The 18,714-nt window shown below is 68.6% G+C and carries 20 protein-coding genes; 8 read left to right on the top strand and 12 right to left on the bottom strand.

Going from position 1 to position 18,714, the window contains the following annotated elements; all coding sequences use genetic code 11:
• Positions 1 to 17 precede the first annotated feature (17 nt).
• A complete protein-coding gene (gene dhaK, locus LLS1_RS08940) occupies positions 18 to 1,019 on the bottom strand; it encodes a dihydroxyacetone kinase subunit DhaK (protein ID WP_226654859.1) in 1,002 nt (333 codons plus the stop codon).
• Between the two features lie 39 nt (positions 1,020 to 1,058).
• Positions 1,059 to 2,108 (bottom strand): anthranilate phosphoribosyltransferase, encoded by a 1,050-nt coding sequence (trpD, locus tag LLS1_RS08935; protein WP_223357007.1) that lies wholly within the window; start codon positions 2,106 to 2,108, stop codon positions 1,059 to 1,061.
• A 132-nt stretch (positions 2,109 to 2,240) separates the two neighbouring features.
• Here trpD and LLS1_RS08930 point away from each other — a divergent pair, with 132 nt between their 5' ends.
• The 5 genes from LLS1_RS08930 (at position 2,241) to LLS1_RS08910 (ending at position 7,427) form a co-directional block, all read left to right on the top strand.
• Positions 2,241 to 2,885 carry a heme-copper oxidase subunit III gene (locus LLS1_RS08930; RefSeq protein WP_223357008.1) on the top strand — a complete coding sequence of 215 codons (645 nt, stop codon included), beginning with the start codon at positions 2,241 to 2,243 and terminating at the stop codon, positions 2,883 to 2,885.
• Between the two features lie 26 nt (positions 2,886 to 2,911).
• Positions 2,912 to 3,748, top strand: a complete 837-nt coding sequence (locus tag LLS1_RS08925) for a c-type cytochrome (protein ID WP_226654857.1) — start codon at positions 2,912 to 2,914, stop codon at positions 3,746 to 3,748.
• Positions 3,749 to 3,786: 38 nt separating this feature from the next.
• Positions 3,787 to 4,860, top strand: a complete 1,074-nt coding sequence (locus tag LLS1_RS08920; protein WP_223357011.1) for a ubiquinol-cytochrome c reductase iron-sulfur subunit — start codon at positions 3,787 to 3,789, stop codon at positions 4,858 to 4,860.
• Positions 4,857 to 6,473, top strand: coding sequence for a ubiquinol-cytochrome c reductase cytochrome b subunit (locus LLS1_RS08915; protein ID WP_223357013.1), 1,617 nt, complete (start codon positions 4,857 to 4,859; stop codon positions 6,471 to 6,473). Before LLS1_RS08920 ends, LLS1_RS08915 begins: the two co-directional genes overlap by 4 nt.
• 108 nt (positions 6,474 to 6,581) lie before the next feature.
• Positions 6,582 to 7,427: a methyltransferase domain-containing protein gene (locus LLS1_RS08910; RefSeq protein ID WP_226654855.1), complete on the top strand. Its 846-nt coding sequence runs from the start codon at positions 6,582 to 6,584 to the stop codon at positions 7,425 to 7,427.
• Here LLS1_RS08910 and LLS1_RS08905 read toward each other — a convergent pair.
• From LLS1_RS08905 to LLS1_RS08880, 6 genes are all read right to left on the bottom strand, one after another.
• Positions 7,396 to 8,037 (bottom strand): HAD family phosphatase, encoded by a 642-nt coding sequence (locus LLS1_RS08905; protein WP_226654854.1) that lies wholly within the window; start codon positions 8,035 to 8,037, stop codon positions 7,396 to 7,398. The two genes, LLS1_RS08910 and LLS1_RS08905, sit on opposite strands and share 32 nt — an antisense overlap.
• Positions 8,038 to 8,148: 111 nt before the next feature.
• Positions 8,149 to 8,571, bottom strand: a complete 423-nt coding sequence (locus LLS1_RS08900) for a cytochrome c oxidase subunit 4 (protein WP_223357019.1) — start codon at positions 8,569 to 8,571, stop codon at positions 8,149 to 8,151.
• Positions 8,572 to 8,574: 3 nt separating this feature from the next.
• Entirely contained in the window at positions 8,575 to 10,323 is a 1,749-nt protein-coding gene (ctaD, locus tag LLS1_RS08895) for a cytochrome c oxidase subunit I (RefSeq protein ID WP_226654852.1), read from the bottom strand.
• Positions 10,324 to 10,332: 9 nt separating this feature from the next.
• Positions 10,333 to 11,220 carry a cytochrome c oxidase subunit II gene (gene coxB, locus LLS1_RS08890; protein ID WP_223357023.1) on the bottom strand — a complete coding sequence of 296 codons (888 nt, stop codon included), beginning with the start codon at positions 11,218 to 11,220 and terminating at the stop codon, positions 10,333 to 10,335.
• A gap of 145 nt (positions 11,221 to 11,365) precedes the next feature.
• Positions 11,366 to 11,722 carry an iron-sulfur cluster insertion protein ErpA gene (gene erpA, locus LLS1_RS08885; RefSeq protein WP_223357025.1) on the bottom strand — a complete coding sequence of 119 codons (357 nt, stop codon included), beginning with the start codon at positions 11,720 to 11,722 and terminating at the stop codon, positions 11,366 to 11,368.
• A 96-nt stretch (positions 11,723 to 11,818) separates the two neighbouring features.
• On the bottom strand, positions 11,819 to 13,255 hold the full coding sequence (locus LLS1_RS08880) for a dipeptidase (protein ID WP_223357027.1): 1,437 nt from the start codon (positions 13,253 to 13,255) through the stop codon (positions 11,819 to 11,821).
• Positions 13,256 to 13,295: 40 nt separating this feature from the next.
• Between LLS1_RS08880 and LLS1_RS08875 the strand changes: the two genes are divergently transcribed.
• Together LLS1_RS08875 and LLS1_RS08870 are read left to right on the top strand one after the other, a co-directional pair.
• Positions 13,296 to 13,892, top strand: a complete 597-nt coding sequence (locus tag LLS1_RS08875; RefSeq protein ID WP_223357029.1) for a DUF3043 domain-containing protein — start codon at positions 13,296 to 13,298, stop codon at positions 13,890 to 13,892.
• A 1-nt stretch (position 13,893) separates the two neighbouring features.
• Entirely contained in the window at positions 13,894 to 14,844 is a 951-nt protein-coding gene (locus LLS1_RS08870; RefSeq protein WP_226654850.1) for a ribonuclease HI family protein, read from the top strand.
• On the opposite strand, the gene LLS1_RS08865 is transcribed toward LLS1_RS08870, so the two are convergent.
• From LLS1_RS08865 to hisD, 3 genes are read right to left on the bottom strand one after another with little or no spacing between them, the layout of a single operon-like run.
• Positions 14,812 to 15,855 carry a quinone-dependent dihydroorotate dehydrogenase gene (locus tag LLS1_RS08865; protein WP_226654848.1) on the bottom strand — a complete coding sequence of 348 codons (1,044 nt, stop codon included), beginning with the start codon at positions 15,853 to 15,855 and terminating at the stop codon, positions 14,812 to 14,814. The genes LLS1_RS08870 and LLS1_RS08865 overlap by 33 nt on opposite strands.
• Positions 15,856 to 15,897: 42 nt before the next feature.
• Complete coding sequence (gene nrdR / locus LLS1_RS08860; protein WP_223357032.1) at positions 15,898 to 16,371, bottom strand: transcriptional regulator NrdR; 474 nt, start codon at positions 16,369 to 16,371, stop codon at positions 15,898 to 15,900.
• Positions 16,372 to 16,400: 29 nt separating this feature from the next.
• Positions 16,401 to 17,720, bottom strand: a complete 1,320-nt coding sequence (gene hisD, locus LLS1_RS08855) for a histidinol dehydrogenase (protein WP_226654846.1) — start codon at positions 17,718 to 17,720, stop codon at positions 16,401 to 16,403.
• Between the two features lie 81 nt (positions 17,721 to 17,801).
• Here hisD and LLS1_RS08850 point away from each other — a divergent pair, with 81 nt between their 5' ends.
• Positions 17,802 to 18,332 (top strand): flavin reductase family protein, encoded by a 531-nt coding sequence (locus tag LLS1_RS08850; RefSeq protein ID WP_226654844.1) that lies wholly within the window; start codon positions 17,802 to 17,804, stop codon positions 18,330 to 18,332.
• Between the two features lie 11 nt (positions 18,333 to 18,343).
• On the opposite strand, the gene LLS1_RS08845 is transcribed toward LLS1_RS08850, so the two are convergent.
• The gene (locus LLS1_RS08845; RefSeq protein ID WP_226654842.1) at positions 18,344 to 18,709 is read right to left on the bottom strand and encodes a cupin domain-containing protein; all 366 of its coding nucleotides are present in this window, start codon (positions 18,707 to 18,709) and stop codon (positions 18,344 to 18,346) included.
• Positions 18,710 to 18,714: the final 5 nt, after the last annotated feature.

The raw sequence follows: 18,714 nt of genomic DNA, 5'->3' as shown, positions 1-18,714 counted from the left end.
GTGGTGTGGTCGTGGGCCTAGAGTCCCCAGCGGAGCGCGGCGGTGTGCACCGGCGCGTCCCACAGCGCGGTCAGCTCGTCGTCCAGCTTGAGCACCGAGATCGAGGCGCCCTGCATCTCGAGCGACGTGACATAGCTGCCGACGAGCGAACGCGAAAGGGTGATGCCCTTCTCGTCCAGGATCTCCGCGGCGCGCCGGAACAGGATGTAGAGCTCCGACAGCGGGGTGCCGCCCATCCCGTTGACGAACAGGAGCACCTGGTCGCCCGACGAGAACGGCAGGTCCGGGAGGACGGCGTCCATCATCCGGTCCACCAGGCGGTCGGCCGGCTCGATCTTGATGCGCTCGCGGCCCGGCTCGCCGTGGATGCCGACGCCGAACTCGATCTCGTCCTCGGGGAGCACGAAGCCCGGCTCGCCGGCGTGCGGCACCGTCCCGTCCGTGAGGGCGAGACCGATGGAACGCACGTTGGCGTTGACCCGCTCGGCGATGGAGGTCACGCCGTCGAGGTCGTCGCCGCGGTCGGCCGCGGCGCCGGCGATCTTCTCGACGAGGACGGTTCCCGCCACCCCACGGCGCCCGGCCGTGTAGAGGGAGTCCTGCACCGCCACGTCGTCATTCGTGACGACTGCACGCACGGTGATCCCCTCGGCGCCGACCAGATCGGCCGCGGTCTCGAAGTTGAGCACGTCGCCGGTGTAGTTCTTGACGATGTGGAGCACGCCGGCGCCGCCGTCCGCGGCTTTGGTGGCCTCGACGATCGGCATCGGCGTCGGCGAGGTGAAGACCTCTCCGGGGACGGCCGCGTCGAGCATCCCCTTGCCGACGAAGCCGGCGTGGAGCGGCTCGTGGCCGCTGCCACCGCCGCTGACCAGGCCGACCTTGCCCTGCACAGGGCCGTCGGCGCGCGACACGAAGCGAGGATCATCCGACACCGTCACGATGTCGGCATGGGCCCGGCCGAACCCCGCGAGGGACTCCGCCACGACGTCGGGCACGTCGTTGATGAGCTTCTTCATTGAAAACCCTTCTTTCCACAGCTGTCGGTGCTTGCTACCTCAGCGCGTCGCCGCCACCCACTCGTCGAGCTTCGCGGCCGCAGCCCCGGAGTCGATGGCCTGGGCGGCGACCGCCATGTGCGAACGGAACCGATCCAGGATGGAGTCCTGGACCCTCGACGGGTCGGACGCGAGCTCGTACGACACGAGCCCGGCCGCCGCGTTGAGCAACACGATGTCGCGCACGGGGCCCTCCTGGCCCGCGAGCACGGCACGCACGACATCCGCGTTGTACGCGGCATCCTTGCCGAGCAGGTCCTCGATCCGCGCCCGGGGGATGCCCAGGTCGCGCGGATCGATGTCGTGCTCGGTGACGAGGCCTCTGGAGACCTCCCAGACGTGGCTGTGACCCGTGGTCGACAGCTCGTCCAGCCCGTCGTCGCCGCGGAAGACCAGCGCGGTCGCGCCGCGGGTCTGGAACACGCCGACGATCAGCGGGATGCGGTCGAGCGTCGCGACGCCGACCGCCGACGCCTCGGGCCGCGCCGGGTTGCACAACGGTCCGAGGTAGTTGAAGACGGTCGGGACGCCGAGCTGCGACCGCACCGGGCCCGCGTTGGCGAAGCCGGGGTGGAAGGCGCTCGCGAAGGCGAAGGTGATCCCCGTCGTGCGCAGCACCTCGGCGACGCGCTCGGCCGGCAGGGAGAGATCGATCCCGAGCGCCGCCAGCACGTCCGAGGAGCCGGACGAGGAGCTGGCCGCCTTGTTGCCGTGCTTGATCACGGGCACCCCCGCGGCAGCGGCCACGATGGAGGCCGTGGTCGACACGTTCACGGTGCCGAACCGGTCGCCTCCGGTGCCGACGATGTCGAGTGCCATCGGGTCCACCGCGAGCGGCACGGCGTGGTCGAGGATGGCGTCGCGGAAGCCGACGATCTCGTCGACGGTCTCGCCCTTCGCGCGCAGAGCGACGAGGAAGGCGGCGAGCTGGGCGTCGGTCGACTGCCCGGTCATGACCTGATCCATCGCCCAGGCGGCGTCCGCGACACTGAGATCCTCGCCGGCGAGCAAGGAGGTGAGCACGGACGACCAGGACTGTGATTCCGTCATGAAACGATCCTATTGCGCACCGGTGGGCCACGGGGAGCCACGCTTCCGGGCGTCAACTAAGGGCAGCCTAACCACTCTGGGGGTTAATTCAGACCTTTCAGGTGAGAAAACCACGGCTCCTTTTCAGCCATAATGGGTTACGTGACGAGCACCTCAATCTCCCCTGCAGCGAATGCGCCGGCGATCAACCGGCCCAACGTCGTGGCCGTCGGCACCATCGTCTGGCTCGGCTCGGAGGTGATGTTCTTCGCGGGACTCTTCGCGATCTACTTCACCCTCAAGTCGACGTCGCCGGACCTCTGGGCCGCCGAGACGGCGCATCTCAACATCCCCTACGCGGCGACGAACACGACCATCCTCGTGCTCAGCTCCGTCACGTGCCAGTTCGGGGTGTTCGCCGCGGAGCGTCTGCAGGCCCACCGCACCGGAGGCCTGTTCCAGTTCTGGAAGTGGGGCCTCGTCGAGTGGTTCCTGCTCTCCTATGCGCTCGGCGCCATCTTCGTCGCCGGCCAGATCCTCGAGTACGCCACGCTCGTCAGCGAGGGCATCTCGATCCACTCGAACGCCTATGGATCGGCGTTCTACCTGACCACCGGTTTCCACGGACTCCACGTGACCGGCGGCCTCATCGCCTTCCTCCTCGTCATCGGCCGCGCCTTCGCGGTCAAGCACTTCGGCCACAAGGAGGCGACGAGCGCCATCGTCGTCTCCTACTACTGGCACTTCGTCGACGTCGTGTGGATCGGACTGTTCGCGGTCATCTACATCATCCGTTAGTAGAAATCAGGAGCTGACACCACCCCATGCGTCCCCGACACTCCGGACCCGCACAGAACCGCAGCACGGCGAAGCCCGCGCGCAAGAGCGGTCGCCGCCACCCCCTGGCCACCGTCGCCCTCCTCGCGATCGGTCTCGGCCTGACCGGCGGCGCCTACGCCGCCTTCACCACCACGACGGCGTCCGCCGAGACGGCTCCGGCAGCGGCGTCGCAGGCCAGCGTCGACGAGGGCAAGAAGCTCTTCCAGGCCAACTGCGCCACCTGCCACGGCATGGAGGCCCAGGGCACCGACGCGGCGCCGAGCCTCATCGGCGTCGGTGCGGCCGCCGTCGACTTCCAGGTCGGCACCGGCCGCATGCCCATGCAGATGCAGGGCCCGCAGGCCCAGGAGAAGCCGGTCCAGTTCACCGACGAGCAGACCGCTGCTCTCGCCGACTACGTCGCTTCCCTGGCCCCCGGCCCGTCCATTCCGGAGCAGAAGTACCTCGACGGCAAGGGTGACGCCGCCCGCGGGGCCGAGCTCTTCCGCATCAACTGCGCGATGTGCCACAACGTCGCCGGCGCCGGTGGAGCGCTCACCGAGGGCAAGTACGCCCCGCCGCTCACGGGCGTCAGCGCCAAGCACATCTACGAGGCCATGATCACCGGCCCGCAGAACATGCCGGTCTTCAACGACCTGAACGTCGACCCGCAGGGCAAGGCCGACATCATCACGTACCTCATGTACATCCAGGAGCACCCGTCCCCGGGCGGCTTCGAGCTCGGCTCGCTCGGCCCGGTGGCCGAGGGCCTGTTCCTGTGGATCTTCGGCCTCGGCGCCATCGTCGCCCTGACCGTGTGGATCACGGCGAAGTCCAACTAGCCGGTACTGAGCGTAGAGAAAGCGTAAGAAGGAGAACAATGGCACAGGACGAGAACGGCGGTCACGAGCTGACGCCAGCCAGTTCGTCAGCCGTCGACGCCCACCGCACGGGCGAATCGGGGACAGCGATCGTCGTCCGCGACGCGCCCGAGAACCCCGGCTTCCCGCCGCACCGGCCGCGCGTCACCGACCTCGACCCCAAGAAGGAGCGGCGCGCCGAGCGTACCGTCTACACGCTCTTCTACCTGTCGATCGCCGGAAGCGTCTGGGCCGTCGCCGCGTACATGGCGTTCCCGATCCACGACAGCGACCCCGCGTCGGTGCGCTTGAACAACCTGTTCATCGGTCTCGGCATCACCCTCGCACTGCTCGCGATCGGCATCGGCGCCGTGCACTGGGGCAAGGCGCTCATGCACGAGAAGGAGGGCGTCGACCTCCGCCACCCCGTGCGCGGCAGCGAGGGCACCACCGAGCGGGCCGTCGAGATCTTCCGCCAGGCCGACGAGGAGTCCGGCTTCAACCGCCGCACCCTGGTCCGCAACAGCCTCATCGGCGCGCTCATCGCGTTCCCGCTCCCCGCGGTCGTCCTCTTCCGCGGTCTCGCGCCGCAGGACGAGGACCCGGTCGAACTGCTCTCGCAGACGATGTGGGCCAAGGGCGTGCGCCTCACGCGCGACCCGTCCGGCACTCCGATCAAGGCCTCCGACGTCACCCTCGGCAGCGCGTTCCACGTGATCCCCGAGGGCCTCAACGAGACCGACGACATGCTCGAGCAGAAGGCCAAGGCGGCCGTCCTGCTCATGCGCCTCAAGCCCGAGGACCTGCACGTCTCCAAGGGCCGTGAGAACTGGAACTACGACGGGATCGTCGCGTACTCCAAGATCTGCACGCACGTCGGGTGCCCGGTGGCGCTCTACGAGCAGCAGACCCACCACCTGCTCTGCCCGTGCCACCAGTCGCAGTTCGACATCACGCACGAGGCCGAGGTCATCTTCGGACCGGCCAAGCGCCCGCTGCCGCAGCTTCCGATCACCGTTGACGCCGATGGCTACCTGGTCGCCCGCAGCGACTTCCACGAGCCCGTCGGCCCGAGCTTCTGGGAGCGCCATTGAGCACCACAGCCGCCGCACCCGCGGCACCTACGCCGGTCAAGAGCGGTGGATTCACGGCAGCAGCCGCGAACTACATCGAGGACCGCACCAGCATCTCGGGCGCCGTCAAGGAGTTCGGCCGCAAGATCTTCCCCGACCACTGGTCGTTCCTGCTCGGTGAGGTCGCGCTCTACAGCTTCATCGTCATCCTGCTCTCGGGGACCTTCCTGACGTTCTTCTTCCAGGCGTCGATGGCCGAGGTCGTGTACCACGGCTCGTACGTCCCGCTGAAGGGCATCCACATGTCTGCGGCCATGGAGTCCACGCTCAACATCTCCTTCGAGGTGCGCGGCGGCCTGCTCGTCCGCCAGATCCACCACTGGGCGGCGCTGCTGTTCGTGGCGGCCATCGGCCTCCACATGCTCCGCATCTTCTTCACGGGAGCGTTCCGCAAGCCGCGCGAGCTCAACTGGGTCATCGGCTTCGTCCTCTTCATCCTCGCGATGGCCGAGGGCTTCACCGGCTACTCCCTCCCGGACGACCTGCTCTCGGGCAACGGCCTCCGCATCATCGACGGTCTGATCAAGGGCCTGCCGGTCGTCGGCACGTGGATCTCGTTCCTCCTCTTCGGTGGCGAGTTCCCGGGGACCGCGATCGTGGGGCGCCTGTACACGCTGCACATCCTGCTGCTGCCGGCGATGGTGCTCGCCTTCATCGCGCTGCACCTGATGTTCGTCGTCATCCACAAGCACACGCAGTACGCCGCTCCGGGCCGCACCCAGGGCAACGTCGTCGGCTACCCGGTGCTCCCGGTGTACGCGGCCAAGGCCGGTGGATTCTTCTTCATCGTGTTCGGTGTCGTCGCGGCCATGGCCTCGCTCTTCACCATCAACCCGATCTGGAACTACGGACCTTACGATCCCTCCCCCGTCTCGGCGGGCACCCAGCCCGACTGGTACATCGGCTTCGCGGACGGCGCCCTGCGTCTCGTCCCGCCGGGCTGGGAGTTCGTCTGGCTGGACCGCACCTGGTCGTTCAACATCATCATCCCGGTCGCGATCCTCGGACTGTTCATCGTCACCGTTCTGATCTACCCCTTCATCGAGGCGTGGATCACCGGCGACAAGCGTGAGCACCACATCCTGGACCGTCCGCGCAACGCCGCGACGCGCACCGCGATCGGCGCTGCCGGCGTCACCTTCTACGCGGTCTTCTGGGCCGCCGCGAGCTCGGACCTCATCGCCACCCACTTCAAGCTGACGATGGAGGGCGTGATCCACACTCTGCAGGCGCTGCTGTTCCTCGGGCCGTTGATCGCGTTCGTGGTCACGCGCCGCGTGTGCTTGGCGCTCCAGAAGAAGGACCGCTCGATCGCCCTCCACGGCTACGAGACCGGTCGCATCGTCAAGCTCCCCGGCGGCGAGTTCATCGAGGTGCACGAGCAGCTGAGCGACTACGAGCGCTGGCGGCTGGTGAGCTACGAGTCCTACGAGCCGCTGATGATCCGCCCGAACAGGCAGGGCAAGATCACCATGGGCAACCGGATGCGTGCCGGACTCTCCCGCTGGTTCTTCGAGGACCGGATGGTCCCGCCGTCGAAGGGCGAGCTCGAGTCGGGTCACGACCACCACTGACCCGGTCCCCGTCGTGAGAGCGCCGGTGCGTGTGACGCACCGGCGCTTTCGCATTCCCACACGCGCCCTCTGTTGCCCGCCGACACCCGCTTTCCCCCGGAGCTTGCCGTGACCGATCTCGACCGCCTCGCCTCCTGGCTGCGCTGCCCCGTGTGCGCCGCCGATCTCGCCCCCGTGGACCGCCTCGTGCTCGGTTGCGCCAACGGTCACCGGCACGACGTCAACAAGCGCGGCTACATCAGTCTGCTCGGCGGCTCGAAGCATGTCGGAGACAGCGCTCCGATGCTCGACGCCCGCGACGCCGTGCTCGAGGGCGGCCTCTACACCGCGATCGCCTCCGCCCTGGCCGCCGCCGTCCCGGAGAGCGCCCTGCGCATCCTCGACGCCGGCGCGGGCACCGGGTATTACCTGCGCGCCGCTCTCGCTGCACGTCCGGAGGCGACTGGCCTCGCGATGGACCTCTCCCCCGCTGCGGTCACCCGCGCCACGCGATCATCGGACCGGATCGACGGACTCGTCGCCGACACGTGGCGCCCTCTGCCGCTGCACGACGCCGCGTGTGACGTCATCCTCGACGTCTTCGCTCCACGCAACCTGCCCGAGTTCGCTCGGGTGCTCGAGCCCGGCGGGACGCTCATCGTCGTCGTCCCCCGGGCCACGCACCTCGCCTCCCTCCGGAACGGAACCGCCATGCTGGATGTTCCCGACGACAAGGCGCTGGATGTCATCACCGCAGCAGCGCCCCTGTATGCCCTCCAGGGGCGCGAACACGTCGAGGAGACACTCGCAGTCGACGAGCCCCTCCGACGCGCTCTCATCGGCATGGGACCGTCGGCGCATCACGTCGACGCCGGCACCGGCACCGGCACCGGTATCGTCGGGCTCCCCTCCGAGACACGCCTCGACGTGGACGTTCTCCACTTCAGCGTCCGGGATGGCGGCCGCTCTCGCTGATCGACTCAGAGCCGTGCGGGGCTACGTCCGCCCCTGCCTGCCTGAGGTGCCGACGAAGGTCGACGACACCCGCAAAGAGGTGAGTCCGCATCGAGAGGCTGTCAGCGCCCACGAGTTTCGAGGCGGAGTCATCAGTGAAGAAGACGTCCTCGGCCGAGACATCGAGGGCGTCGAGGACGTGCTGGAAGGCGCGGACATCGGGCTTCGCGAATCCGATGTCGGCCGAGTTGAAGAATGCGTCGAATCGACCGCCGATACCCATCGCAGCGATCTCGGCGCAGATGGTGTCCGTTCCGTTGGTGAGCACGGCCGTCCGCACCCCGAGTCTCCGAAGTTCGTCGGACAGTTCCAGAACACCCTCATCGACGACCGCCGGGTGATCACCCCACTCCGCCACAGCTGCAGGGCTACCAACGAGCTCGCCGATCTCGCGCAGCCAGCGAGCTCGGCTGATTCGGCCCGTGGTGACATCGTCTATGAGCGGCCTCGAGAAGGCGATACTCTCCAGCCGCCCCGCCGTAAGGCCATATCTCCGCTCGATATCGACGACGACCCCGGGATCGAAGTTCCGGACGACTCCGTCGAGGTCGAAGAGCACGACACGAATCATTCGACGATCCTTTCCCCTCAGCACACATCGCCACAGGTGGTCGGACGACGCCACTGGGCCGTCTCCCGAAGGAGACGGCCCAGTGGATGAGAGTCGTTCAGCGGTTGACGCTCAGCGCGCGAAGTACCCGCGGTAGTACTCGAAGACCCAGCCGACGATGCAGACGAGGCTGAAGGCCACACCGATGAAGCAGATCCAGAATCCGACGGCGAGGCCGAGGATCACCAGTGCGGCGCCGGCCGCCAGCGCGATCGGCCACCAGCTCCACGGGCTGAAGTGCCCGAGCTCCGGGTCGCCGTCGTCGATGTTGGCGTCGAGGCGGTCCTCCGGCAGCTCTCCGCCCTGGGAGGCATGCGAGCGGCCGATGTAGAACGCGATGAATGCAGCCAGGATGGCGCTCAGGACGAGCGCGACCGTACCGACCCACTCGACCTTCCCGTGCATCGGGTCGAGCAGGCTCCACGCGGTGTAGACCACCGCGGAGAGGATGAAGAAGATCGAGAGGATCCAGAAGAGGATGGCATTTGCTCTCATGGGTTACTTCACCTCGTTGTTCGCGACGTCGAGCACCGGGGCGTCCGGGGCGTCCTTGGCACCGCCGACGCCGATCGGGATGCCCGCCTCGGGGTGGTTCAGGTCGAACGCGGGCGACTCAGAACGGATGCGCGGGATCGACGTGAAGTTGTGGCGCGGCGGCGGGCAGCTGGTCGCCCACTCGAGCGAGCGGCTGTAGCCCCACGGGTCGTTGACCGTGACCTTGGGCGCGTTGCGCGCCGTCAGGTAGACGTTCACGAAGAACGGGATCATCGAGATCGCGAGGATTCCGGCGCCGATCGACGACAGCTGGTTCATCCAGGTGAATCCGTCGGTGGGCAGGTAGGTCGCGTACCGACGCGGCATGCCGACGACGCCCAGCCAGTGCTGCACGAGGAAGGTCGTGTGGAAGCCGATGAAGAGCAGCCAGAAGTGCCACTTGCCGAGCCGGTCGTTGAGCATCTTGCCCGTCCACTTGGGCCACCAGAAGTAGAACCCTGCGAACATCGCGAACACGACGGTGCCGAAGACGACGTAGTGGAAGTGGGCGACGACGAAGTACGTGTCGGAGACGTGGAAGTCGAGCGGCGGGGAAGCCAGGATGACGCCCGTCAGACCACCGAAGGTGAACGTGATCAGGAAGCCGATGGACCACAGCATGGGCGACTCGAACGTCAACGACCCCCGCCACATCGTTCCGATCCAGTTGAAGATCTTCACACCGGTCGGGACCGCGATGAGCATCGTCATCAGCGAGAACCACGGCAGCAGGACCGAGCCGGTCACGTACATGTGGTGGGCCCACACGGTGACGGAGAGGGCGGCGATCGCGATCGTCGCGTAGATGAGGGTCTTGTACCCGAAGATCGGCTTACGGCTGAACACCGGGAAGATCTCGGAGACGATGCCGAAGAACGGCAGCGCGATGATGTACACCTCGGGATGGCCGAAGAACCAGAACAGGTGCTGCCAGAGGAGGGCTCCCCCGTTGGCGGCGTCGTAGATGTGGGCGTCGAACACGCGGTCGGCGGCGAGGGCGAACATCGCGGCGGCGAGCACCGGGAAGGCCATCAGCACGAGGATCGACGTCACCAGGGTGTTCCAGGTGAAGATCGGCATGCGGAACATGGTCATGCCCGGAGCACGCATCGTGATGATGGTGGTGATGAAGTTCACCGCGCCGAGGATCGTGCCGAACCCGGAGAGGCCGAGGCCGAGCACCCAGAGGTTGCCGCCGATGCCGGGTGAGAACGTCGTGCTCGACAACGGCGCGTAGGCGAACCATCCGAACGAGGCCGCGCCCTGGGGGGTGAGGAATCCGGCGACCGCGATGAGCGAGCCGAAGGAGTAGAACCAGTAGGCCAGCGCGTTCAGCCGCGGGAACGCGACGTCGGGCGCACCGATCTGGAGCGGCATGAGCACGTTGGCGAAGCCGGCGAAGAGCGGCGTCGCGAACATGAGCAGCATGATCGTGCCGTGCATGGTGAAGAGCTGGTTGTACTGCTCTTTGGTGGCCACCACCTGCAGGCCCGGCTCGAAGAGCTGTGCCCGGATGATGAGCGCCATCACGCCGCCGATGAGGAAGTACACGAAGGACGAGATGAGGTACATGTACCCGATCGTCTTGTGGTCCGTCGACGTGATGTAGTTCACGAGGATGTTGCCCTTGCGCTCGATGCCGTTGGCACTGAGGATCGTGGGCTTCGGCGCGGGAGCGGTGGTCGCCCCGGGCGCCGGTGCTGTCGTCGTCATCGGTGTGTCCTACTCGTTGCCCTGAGGAGCGCCCGTTCCGGGCAGGTTCTGGTTGCGGTCGTACTCAGACCCGAGCTGACCCTTGAAGCCCTGGTCGCGCAGGCTCTGGATGTGGGCGTCGTACTCGGCCTGCGGCACGATCTTCACGTTGAAGAGCATCGCCGAGTGGTACTCGCCGCACAGCTCGGCGCACTTGCCGACGAACGTGCCGGTGCGGCCCGTCGTCTCGAAGTACATGTAGTTGGTCTTGCCCGGGATGACGTCCTTCTTGTAGAGCATCGCCGGCACCCAGAAGGAGTGGATCACGTCGCGCGAGTCCAGCTGGATGGTGATCTTCTTGTTCTCGGGCAGGTACAGGGTCGGGATCGACCCCTCCTGCACGGAGCCGGGGGTGGCGCTCGCGTCGTCCGGCTGGACCTGGATGCCCGGGTCGTACACGTTGTCCGTCACGTAGTTGAAGTCCCACGCCCACTGCTTGGCGTAGACCTGGATCTTGAGGTCCGGGTTCGCGTACGGCTTCTCGATCGCGTTCTGGTCCCGCGCGGTGAAGGCGAAGAAGCCCAGCACCAGGATGAGCGGGACGATCGTGTAGAAGATCTCGATCGGCATGTTGTAGCGCAGCTGAGCCGGGAGACCGGTCTGGCCCTTGCGGCGGCGGAAGACGATGACCGCCCAGACGATCAGGCCCCAGACGATGACGCCGACGATCAGGAGCACGATCCAACTCGTCACCCACAGACCGCTGATGCGCTCGGTGTGGTTGGTGACGGGCTGCTCGCCCTCGACGAATCCCGGGAGGAATCCGTTCAGCTGTGCTTGCGTGCAACCCGCGAGAACGACGGCGAGCGTCGCTGCGATCGGGATGGCAGCCCATCGGAGACGGCGATTGTGACGCACCGGTGACCTTTCGAGTGACTTCTGGGACAGTTCACATCCAAATGTATGTGGCTCTCCCTACCCTACTCCGCCGGACACCCTGATTCGAACACAATGGGCCGCCCTCGAGGGGCGGCCCATGGTGTTTTTGTGTGCTATGCGACGATCAGTGGAACGAGTCACCGCACGCGCACGAGCCGGTCGCGTTGGGGTTGTCGATCGTGAACCCCTGCTTCTGGATGGTGTCTTCGAAGTCGATGGCGGCGCCGTCGAGGTACGGCACGCTCATCTTGTCGACGATGACCTCGACGCCGTCGAAGTCCACCGTGGCGTCGCCGTCGAGCATGCGCTCGTCGAAGTACAGCTGGTAGATCAGGCCGGAGCAGCCGCCGGGCTGGACGGCGACGCGCAGGCGCAGGTCGTCACGGCCCTCCTGCTCGAGCAGGCTCTTGACCTTGCTCGCCGCGGCCTCGGTCAGGCCGACGCCATGGGCCTTCGGCGCGGTCAGCGTTGTGTCGGTCATGGAACTCCTTCACGGAATACGGGACATCGGGAAACCGAAATCTGCGTCGATTGTACGTCGGAAAACCGAGAGGCTGTCCAGACGTTCAGACGGCGCTCAGACCGTGCGGCGGTCGAGCCGGGCGAGCAGCAGCGCCTCCGCGAGGATGGCTCGCTTGAAGACGCCGAGGTGCAGCGACTCGTTGGGGCTGTGCGCCCGGGAGTCCGGGTCCTCCACCCCCGTCACGAGGATCTGGGCGCCTGGGAACTCCCGCACGAGGTCGGCGATGAACGGGATGGACCCGCCCACCCCGGTCTCCGCGGCCTCGCGGCCCCAGGCGTCGGCCATGGCGCGCTTCGCCTCCGTGGCGGCCCAGCCGGCGGTGTCGACGAGGAACGCCTCACCGGTGTCCACGTCCGAGATGTCGACGTGGGCGCCGAACGGCGCATTCGCGCGGAGGTGCTTCTCGAGGGCCGCGAACGCCTCGGCGGCCGGCTGGCCGGGCGCGACGCGCGCGCTGACGCGGACCGCGGCGCTCGGCAGCAGTGTGTTGGACGCGTTGGCGACGCTCGGAGCGTCGATCCCGGTGATCGTCACCGTCGGCTTCGACCAGAGGCGCGACAGGATGGGACCGGTGCCGACGGCCGTCACTCCGGGCAGCAGGGCGGCCTCCTCCCGGAACTGCTCCTCGCTGAGGTGGGGCGGCTCCTCCGCGTCGTCGTACGAGAGGAAGCCCTCGACCGCGACCGCCCCGTCCTCGTCGTGGAGCGTGGCGAGCAGCCTGATCAGCGCGAGCATGGCGTCCGGGGCCGCTCCCCCGTACATTCCGGAGTGGGAGGCGTGCTCCAGCGTCGAGACGGTGAGGCGGAACGTCACGTTGCCGCGCAGCGACACGGTCAGCGCCGGAGTGTCGACGTCGACGTTGTCCGAGTCGGCCACGACGATCACATCGGCCGCGAGGGCCGTCCTGTTCTCGTGCAGGAAGTTCGCGAACGATCGGGAGCCGAACTCCTCCTCGCCCTCGATGAAGACGGCGAGCCCGAGGTCGAAGTCGGGCCCGAGCGCCTCGACGAGGGCACGGATGCTCGCGACGTGCGACATCACACCGGCCTTGTCGTCGGCGGCGCCACGCCCGTAGAGGCGATCGCCGCGGACCGTCGGCTCGAACGGCGGCGTGTCCCAGTCCTCGTCGGACCCCGGGGGCTGGACGTCGTGGTGCGCGTAGAGCAGTACCGTCGGGCGCCCGTTGCGCGCCGCGCGCGTGGCGAGCACCGCGGGCTGGCCGAGCTGGTCGCCGTCGATCGGCGCCTGCTTCACCTCGACGCTCTCGAACACGCCGGTCTCGCTCAACAGTGCGGCGACCGCGTCAGCGCTCGCCCGCACGTTCGCGGGGTCGAACGCCGACCACGAGACCGAGGGGATGCGGACGAGTCGCGAGAGGTCGGCAACCGTGGACGGCAGCCCGGTCTCGACGGCGGACCGCACGCGCTCCTCGGCCGCCGGATCGTCGGCTGCGGGCGAATACGGGTCGGAAGACGGCTGGGAGTCTGTCATGCGGGTAATCTTAAGTGACCCCACAACCGAAGGCTGAGCGTTGGCGAAACGAGACCACCCGGCGACCGAGGCGGAGACGCCGGTCGTCGAGACCCCTGAAGAGACTGCAGAGCGACTGACGCAGGGTAAGGGCGCTCCGACGCCGTCCCGGCGCGAGCAGGAGGCCGCCCGCAAACGCCCCCTGGTGCCGGGCGACCGCAAGGAGGCGGCCCGCAATGCCCGCGCCAAGCAGGCGGAGGCGCGCGAGAAGGCCCGCGTCGGCATGGCCAACGGCGACGAGCGTTACCTCACCGCCCGCGATCGGGGACCGCAGCGCCGCTATGTGCGCGACTACGTCGACGCACGCTTCAGCATCGGCGAATTCCTCATCCCGGTCATGCTGGTCATCATCATCCTGAGCTTCCTGCCGTGGCAGTTCCTGCAGGTGTGGGCCCTGTTCGCGCTGTGGGCGTTCTTCCTGATCTCCGTCCTCGACTGCATCGTGCTCGGCTTCCTGGTGCGCAAGCGCATCGCCGCGAAGTACGGCGCCGACAAGGTCGAGCGCGGCCTGCGCTGGTACGCCTCGATGCGCGCGCTGCAGCTGCGCGTGATGCGTCTGCCCAAGCCGCAGGTCAAGCGCGGCCAGTACCCGGCCTGACGTGACGATCGTCGCTGCCGCCGACGGGTCCGCCCTCGGCAATCCCGGTCCGGCCGGGTGGGCGTGGTACGTCGACGACGACTGCTGGTCGGCCGGCGGCTGGCCGCACGGCACCAACAACCAGGGCGAGCTGATGGCCGTCATCGATCTGCTGGAGTCCACGGCTCACCTCGACGACGACCTGCGCATCCTGTGCGACAGCCAGTACGTGATCAACGCCGTCACCAAATGGATGGCGGGCTGGAAGCGCAAGGGCTGGCGCAAGGCGGACGGCGCTCCCGTGCTCAACCGCGAACTGCTCGAGCGTCTCGACCGCGCGTTGCAGGGCCGGCGGTACTCGTTCGAGTGGGTCAAGGGTCACGCCGGCCACGATCTCAACGAGGCGGCCGACGCGCGCGCACGAGCCGTCGCGACCGCGTATCAGAAGGGCGACCCCATCCCGATCGGACCGGGCTGGCCGCACGCACCGCAGAGAGCCGTGACCGCGTCGGATGCCGTGCGGGCGGACGACGTTCCGGACGCGACGACGGCCACCGCCGCCCCGTCTCCCTCTCTCGCGACGCCCGAGCCCGCGCTCGAGCTCGACATCTTCGGCGATCTCGCCGCGGCCGAGACCGACGAGGAGCTCGTCGCCCGTCTCGAACGCGAACTGCTCGACCCCGCGGTGCGCTCCGACGCCTCCCGCGTGGCGGAACTGTTGCACCCCGACTTCGAGGAGATCGGACGTTCCGGCCGGCTCTGGGGCCGCGACGAGATGCTTCAGGCCCTGGCGGACGAGGAGTCGGCTCCGATGGAGCTCGACGTACTGAACACGGTGAGCGTCGCCGACGGCATCATCCTGCTGACGGCGCGCACGATGGACGCGCGCGGAGGATCGCTTCGGAGCTCGCTCTGGCAGCGCAGCGGGGGCCGCTGGCGCCTACGCTTCCACCAGGGCACGCCGGAGGCGTAGCAGCCCACGGTTGATCTGCCGCGCCCACAGCGGACCGCGGTAGAGGAATGCCGTGTAGCCCTGCACCAGGGTCGCCCCGGCGTCGAGACGCTCCTGCACGTCCTCCGCGGTCTCCACTCCCCCGACGGAGATGACGCAGAGCTCTGCGGGCACCGACGCACGGATCAGCTTCAGCACCTCGAGCGACCGTGCGGCGAGCGGTGCGCCGGAGAGCCCGCCCGCACCGGCCGCAGCCACGACGGCGGGATCGGTGCGCAGCCCCTCGCGCGCGATCGTGGTGTTCGTGGCGATGATGCCCGCGAGTCCGAGGCGCACGACGAGCTCCGCGATGCGCTGCACCTGCTCGTCCGTGAGGTCGGGGGCGATCTTCACCAGCAAGGGCTTCTCCCCCGCGACCTCCTTCACGGCGGCGAGCAGCGGCGCCAGGAGGTCGAGCTCCTGCAGACCGCGCAGGCCCGGGGTGTTCGGCGAGCTCACGTTGACGACCAGATAGTCCGCCACCGGGGCGAGCGCGCGGGCGCTCGTCAGGTAGTCGGCGGTCGCGTCCTCGACCGCGACCACCCGGCTCTTGCCGATGTTGACCCCGAGCACGGGACGACGCCGGGCGCGCCGCACACGCAGGAGGCGGTTCGCCGCCGCCGCCGCTCCGTGGTTGTTGAATCCCATGCGGTTGACGACGGCACGGTCCGGGATGAGACGGAACAGCCGCGGCGTGTCGTTGCCGGGCTGGGCGATCGCGGTGATCGTGCCGACCTCGACGTGGCCGAAGCCGAGTGCGCCCAGGCCGAGCACCCCCTCGCCGTCTTTGTCGAACCCGGCGGCGACGCCGAACGGCGAGTCGAACCGCAGGCCGAGAGACTCCACCGCGAGGGACGGGTCGGGCGCTGTGAAGCGACGCGCCAGGCCGCCGAGACCGAGTGCCGGGAGCGCTCTGATCACGAGGAAGGCGAGGTGGTGGGCCCGCTCGGGGTCGAGCTTGGAGAGGACGAGGTTGAAGAGTGTGGGATACATGCCGATTCGAGAATACCGCGCGGCGGCGTTCGGGCCGGCGCGTCAGGCCTGCAGCTCGGCGGGCTCGCCGTGGTGGGCGACCCGCAGCTGCCGGATGGCCTCCTCGAAGTCGTCGAGCGAGTCGAAACCCTGGTAGACGCTCGCGAACCGCAGGTAGGCGACTTCGTCGAGCTCGCGCAGCTCGGGGAGGATCGCCAGGCCGATGTCGTTCGCCTCGATCTGCGAGGCGCCGGTCGACCGGATCGTCTCCTCCACCTTCTGCGCCAGCACGGCCAGGTCGGAGTCGGTCACCGGACGACCCTGGCAGGCCTTGCGCACACCGAGCATGATCTTCTCGCGGCTGAACGGCTCCGCCACCCCGCTGCGCTTGATGACGCTGAGGCTCGCGGTCTCCGTCGTGGAGAACCGGCGACCGCATTCGGGGCACTGCCGCCGGCGACGGATGGAGAGTCCGTCGTCGCTGGTCCGGGAGTCGATGACGCGGGAGTCCGGGTGGCGGCAGAAGGGGCAGAACATGCCTGAATTCTAGCGGCTCGCGCGGGAGGTCAGGCGTCCTCGCCGTCGTCGAACCGGATGGTGACCGCAGCGCCGTGCGCGGGCAGGTCCTCCGCGCTCGACAGGGCGACGATGCGGTCGGCGACCTCGCGCAGCGCGTCGCGGTCGTAGCGGATCACCTGCTGGGGTCGGAGGAACGAGTAGGCGCCGAGTCCGGGCGAGAACCGCGCCTGGCCCCCGGTGGGCAGAACGTGATTCGAGCCCGCGAGGTAATCGCCCAGGCTGACCGGCGCGCTCGGCCCGACGAAGATCGCCCCAGCGTTCTGGATGTCGGCGAGGACCGTGTCGGGGTCGGCCGTCTGGATCTCGAGGTGCTCGGGGCCGTAGGCGTTGCTGAACGCGGCGGCGGCGGTCAGGTCGTCGACGAGGACGATCGCGGACTGCGGGCCGCCGAGCGCGGTGCGCACGCGGTCGCTGTGCCGGGTGGGGGCGACGAGCCCCTCCAGTTCGGCGACGACACGCTCCGCGAACGCGGGGCTGTCGGTGACGAGCAGTGAGGCGGCGGCCTCGTCGTGTTCGGCCTGGCTCACCAGGTCGGCGGCGACGAATCGCGCATCGGCCGCTTCGTCCGCGATCACCAGGATCTCGGTCGTGCCGGCCTCGGAGTCGATGCCCGTCTTGCCGCGCACCACGCGCTTGGCCGCGGCCACGTAGATGTTGCCCGGGCCGGTGATGACCTGGACCGGATCCAGGCCGATCTCCTCCACGCCCCACGCGAGCGCCCCGATCGCACCGGCGCCGCCCATGGCATACACCTCGTCGATTCCCAGCAGCCCGGCCGCCCCCAGGATCACCGGGTGGACCGATCCCCCGAACTCGCGCTGCGGCGGGCTCGCGAGCGCCACCGACGCCACCCCGGCGATCTGCGCGGGCACCGCGTTCATGACGACGCTCGACGCCAGGACGGCCTTGCCGCCCGGCACGTACAGGCCGGCGCGCTCGACCGGCTGCCAGCGCTGGACGATCGTCGCCCCCGGGCCGATGCGCGTCTCCGCCGCAGGCGGCACCTGCACGGCGGTCGCCTCGCGCACGCGCGCGATCGCCTCCTCCAGGGCTTCGCGGACATCGGTGGGGAGCCCCTCCACCGCCGCCGCGATGTCGTCGGCGGGAACGCGGATCGCCGCGGGGGCGCCGCCGTCGAACCGCTGCGCCTGCTCGCGCAAGGCGTCCGCACCTCGGGCGCGAACGTCCTCGATCAGCTCGGTCGCGACATGCATCGCGACCTGGACGTCCACGACGGGACGGGGGACGAGGCGCTCGAAAGCGGCGCGAGTAGGCTGGATTCCGCGGAGGTCGATGGTCTGCATCATGGCCAGCCCAGCCTATCCGCTCCCTCTCCCGTGTGACGGCGCGCGGAATTCTCCCCACCGATTGGTGCTTGCAGTAGACATATGAACAGCGCATCCCCCGACCCCACCGACGGCACCGTCACCGACGCGACCCCGGACCTGGCGGCGTTCCGCCAGACGTTCCGCCGCCACGCCGCCGGCGTCGCGATCGTCACCGCCCTCGGAACGGACGGGAAGCCGGTCGGCTTCACAGCCACCTCGCTCGCCTCCCTGGCCGCCGTGCCGCCGCTCGCCACCTTCAACATGGCGCTCTCGGCCTCCAGCTGGCCGGCCATCGCCGAGACGGACCGCGTCGTCATCCACACGCTCGGCGTGCGCAACAAAGCCGCGGCGCAGAAGCTGGCCGGCGACAACGCCCAGCGCTTCGAGGGTGAGCACTGGTACGCCGGCCCGCACGGCCTCCCTGTCATCAAGGACACGACCGCGTGGATGGTCGGGCGCATCATCGAGCGTGTCACGGTGCACAACAGCGCCGTCGTCATCGTGCAGATCGAGCAAGGCGGCCTCGGCGCCGAGGACGCCCCTCTGCTCTACCACGAGCGGCGCTACCACCGCCCCGCCGAGCTCGACTGAGCAGACCCGCGTCAGTCGAGCTCGCGCAGTTGCGCCGTGCGCTCTCCGCCCGCTGTGCCGGTGTTGACAGTGCCCTTGGGCTCGAACAGCACGGCCTCCACCTCCTCATCGGCCTTCGGGCAGTGCTCGATCCCGCGCGGCACCACGTAGACGTCGCCCTCGCCCAGGGTCACGTCGCCGTCGCGCAGCTGAATGGTCAGCTCGCCGCGGAGCACCAGGAACAGCTCGTCCGTGTCGGGGTGCTCGTGCCACACGAACTCGCCGAGCAGCTTCACCACCTTGACGTCGTAGTCGTTGACACTCGTCAGCCGGTGCGGCTGCCAGTGCTCGCCGATCCGTGAGAGTGCCTCGTGCAGATTGCGGACGCCGTCGCTCATGCTCC

Source organism: Leifsonia sp. LS1 (assembly GCF_020521355.1).
Classification (GTDB): Bacteria; Actinomycetota; Actinomycetes; order Actinomycetales; family Microbacteriaceae; genus Leifsonia.
This window is presented reverse-complemented; position numbering and strand designations above follow the sequence as displayed.

Bases quoted from the DNA above. Each gene is read 5' to 3' on its own strand.
- dhaK (WP_226654859.1), bottom strand. From the start codon at position 1,019: ATGAAGAAGCTCATCAACGACGTGCCCGACGTCGTGGCGGAGTCCCTC.
- trpD (WP_223357007.1), bottom strand. From the start codon at position 2,108: ATGACGGAATCACAGTCCTGGTCGTCCGTGCTCACCTCCTTGCTCGCC.
- LLS1_RS08930 (WP_223357008.1), top strand. From the start codon at position 2,241: ATGGGTTACGTGACGAGCACCTCAATCTCCCCTGCAGCGAATGCGCCG.
- LLS1_RS08925 (WP_226654857.1), top strand. From the start codon at position 2,912: ATGCGTCCCCGACACTCCGGACCCGCACAGAACCGCAGCACGGCGAAG.
- LLS1_RS08920 (WP_223357011.1), top strand. From the start codon at position 3,787: ATGGCACAGGACGAGAACGGCGGTCACGAGCTGACGCCAGCCAGTTCG.
- LLS1_RS08905 (WP_226654854.1), bottom strand. From the start codon at position 8,037: ATGATTCGTGTCGTGCTCTTCGACCTCGACGGAGTCGTCCGGAACTTC.
- LLS1_RS08900 (WP_223357019.1), bottom strand. From the start codon at position 8,571: ATGAGAGCAAATGCCATCCTCTTCTGGATCCTCTCGATCTTCTTCATC.
- ctaD (WP_226654852.1), bottom strand. From the start codon at position 10,323: ATGACGACGACAGCACCGGCGCCCGGGGCGACCACCGCTCCCGCGCCG.
- erpA (WP_223357025.1), bottom strand. From the start codon at position 11,722: ATGACCGACACAACGCTGACCGCGCCGAAGGCCCATGGCGTCGGCCTG.
- LLS1_RS08880 (WP_223357027.1), bottom strand. From the start codon at position 13,255: ATGACAGACTCCCAGCCGTCTTCCGACCCGTATTCGCCCGCAGCCGAC.
- LLS1_RS08865 (WP_226654848.1), bottom strand. From the start codon at position 15,855: ATGTATCCCACACTCTTCAACCTCGTCCTCTCCAAGCTCGACCCCGAG.
- nrdR (WP_223357032.1), bottom strand. From the start codon at position 16,371: ATGTTCTGCCCCTTCTGCCGCCACCCGGACTCCCGCGTCATCGACTCC.
- hisD (WP_226654846.1), bottom strand. From the start codon at position 17,720: ATGATGCAGACCATCGACCTCCGCGGAATCCAGCCTACTCGCGCCGCT.
- LLS1_RS08850 (WP_226654844.1), top strand. From the start codon at position 17,802: ATGAACAGCGCATCCCCCGACCCCACCGACGGCACCGTCACCGACGCG.
- LLS1_RS08845 (WP_226654842.1), bottom strand. From the start codon at position 18,709: ATGAGCGACGGCGTCCGCAATCTGCACGAGGCACTCTCACGGATCGGC.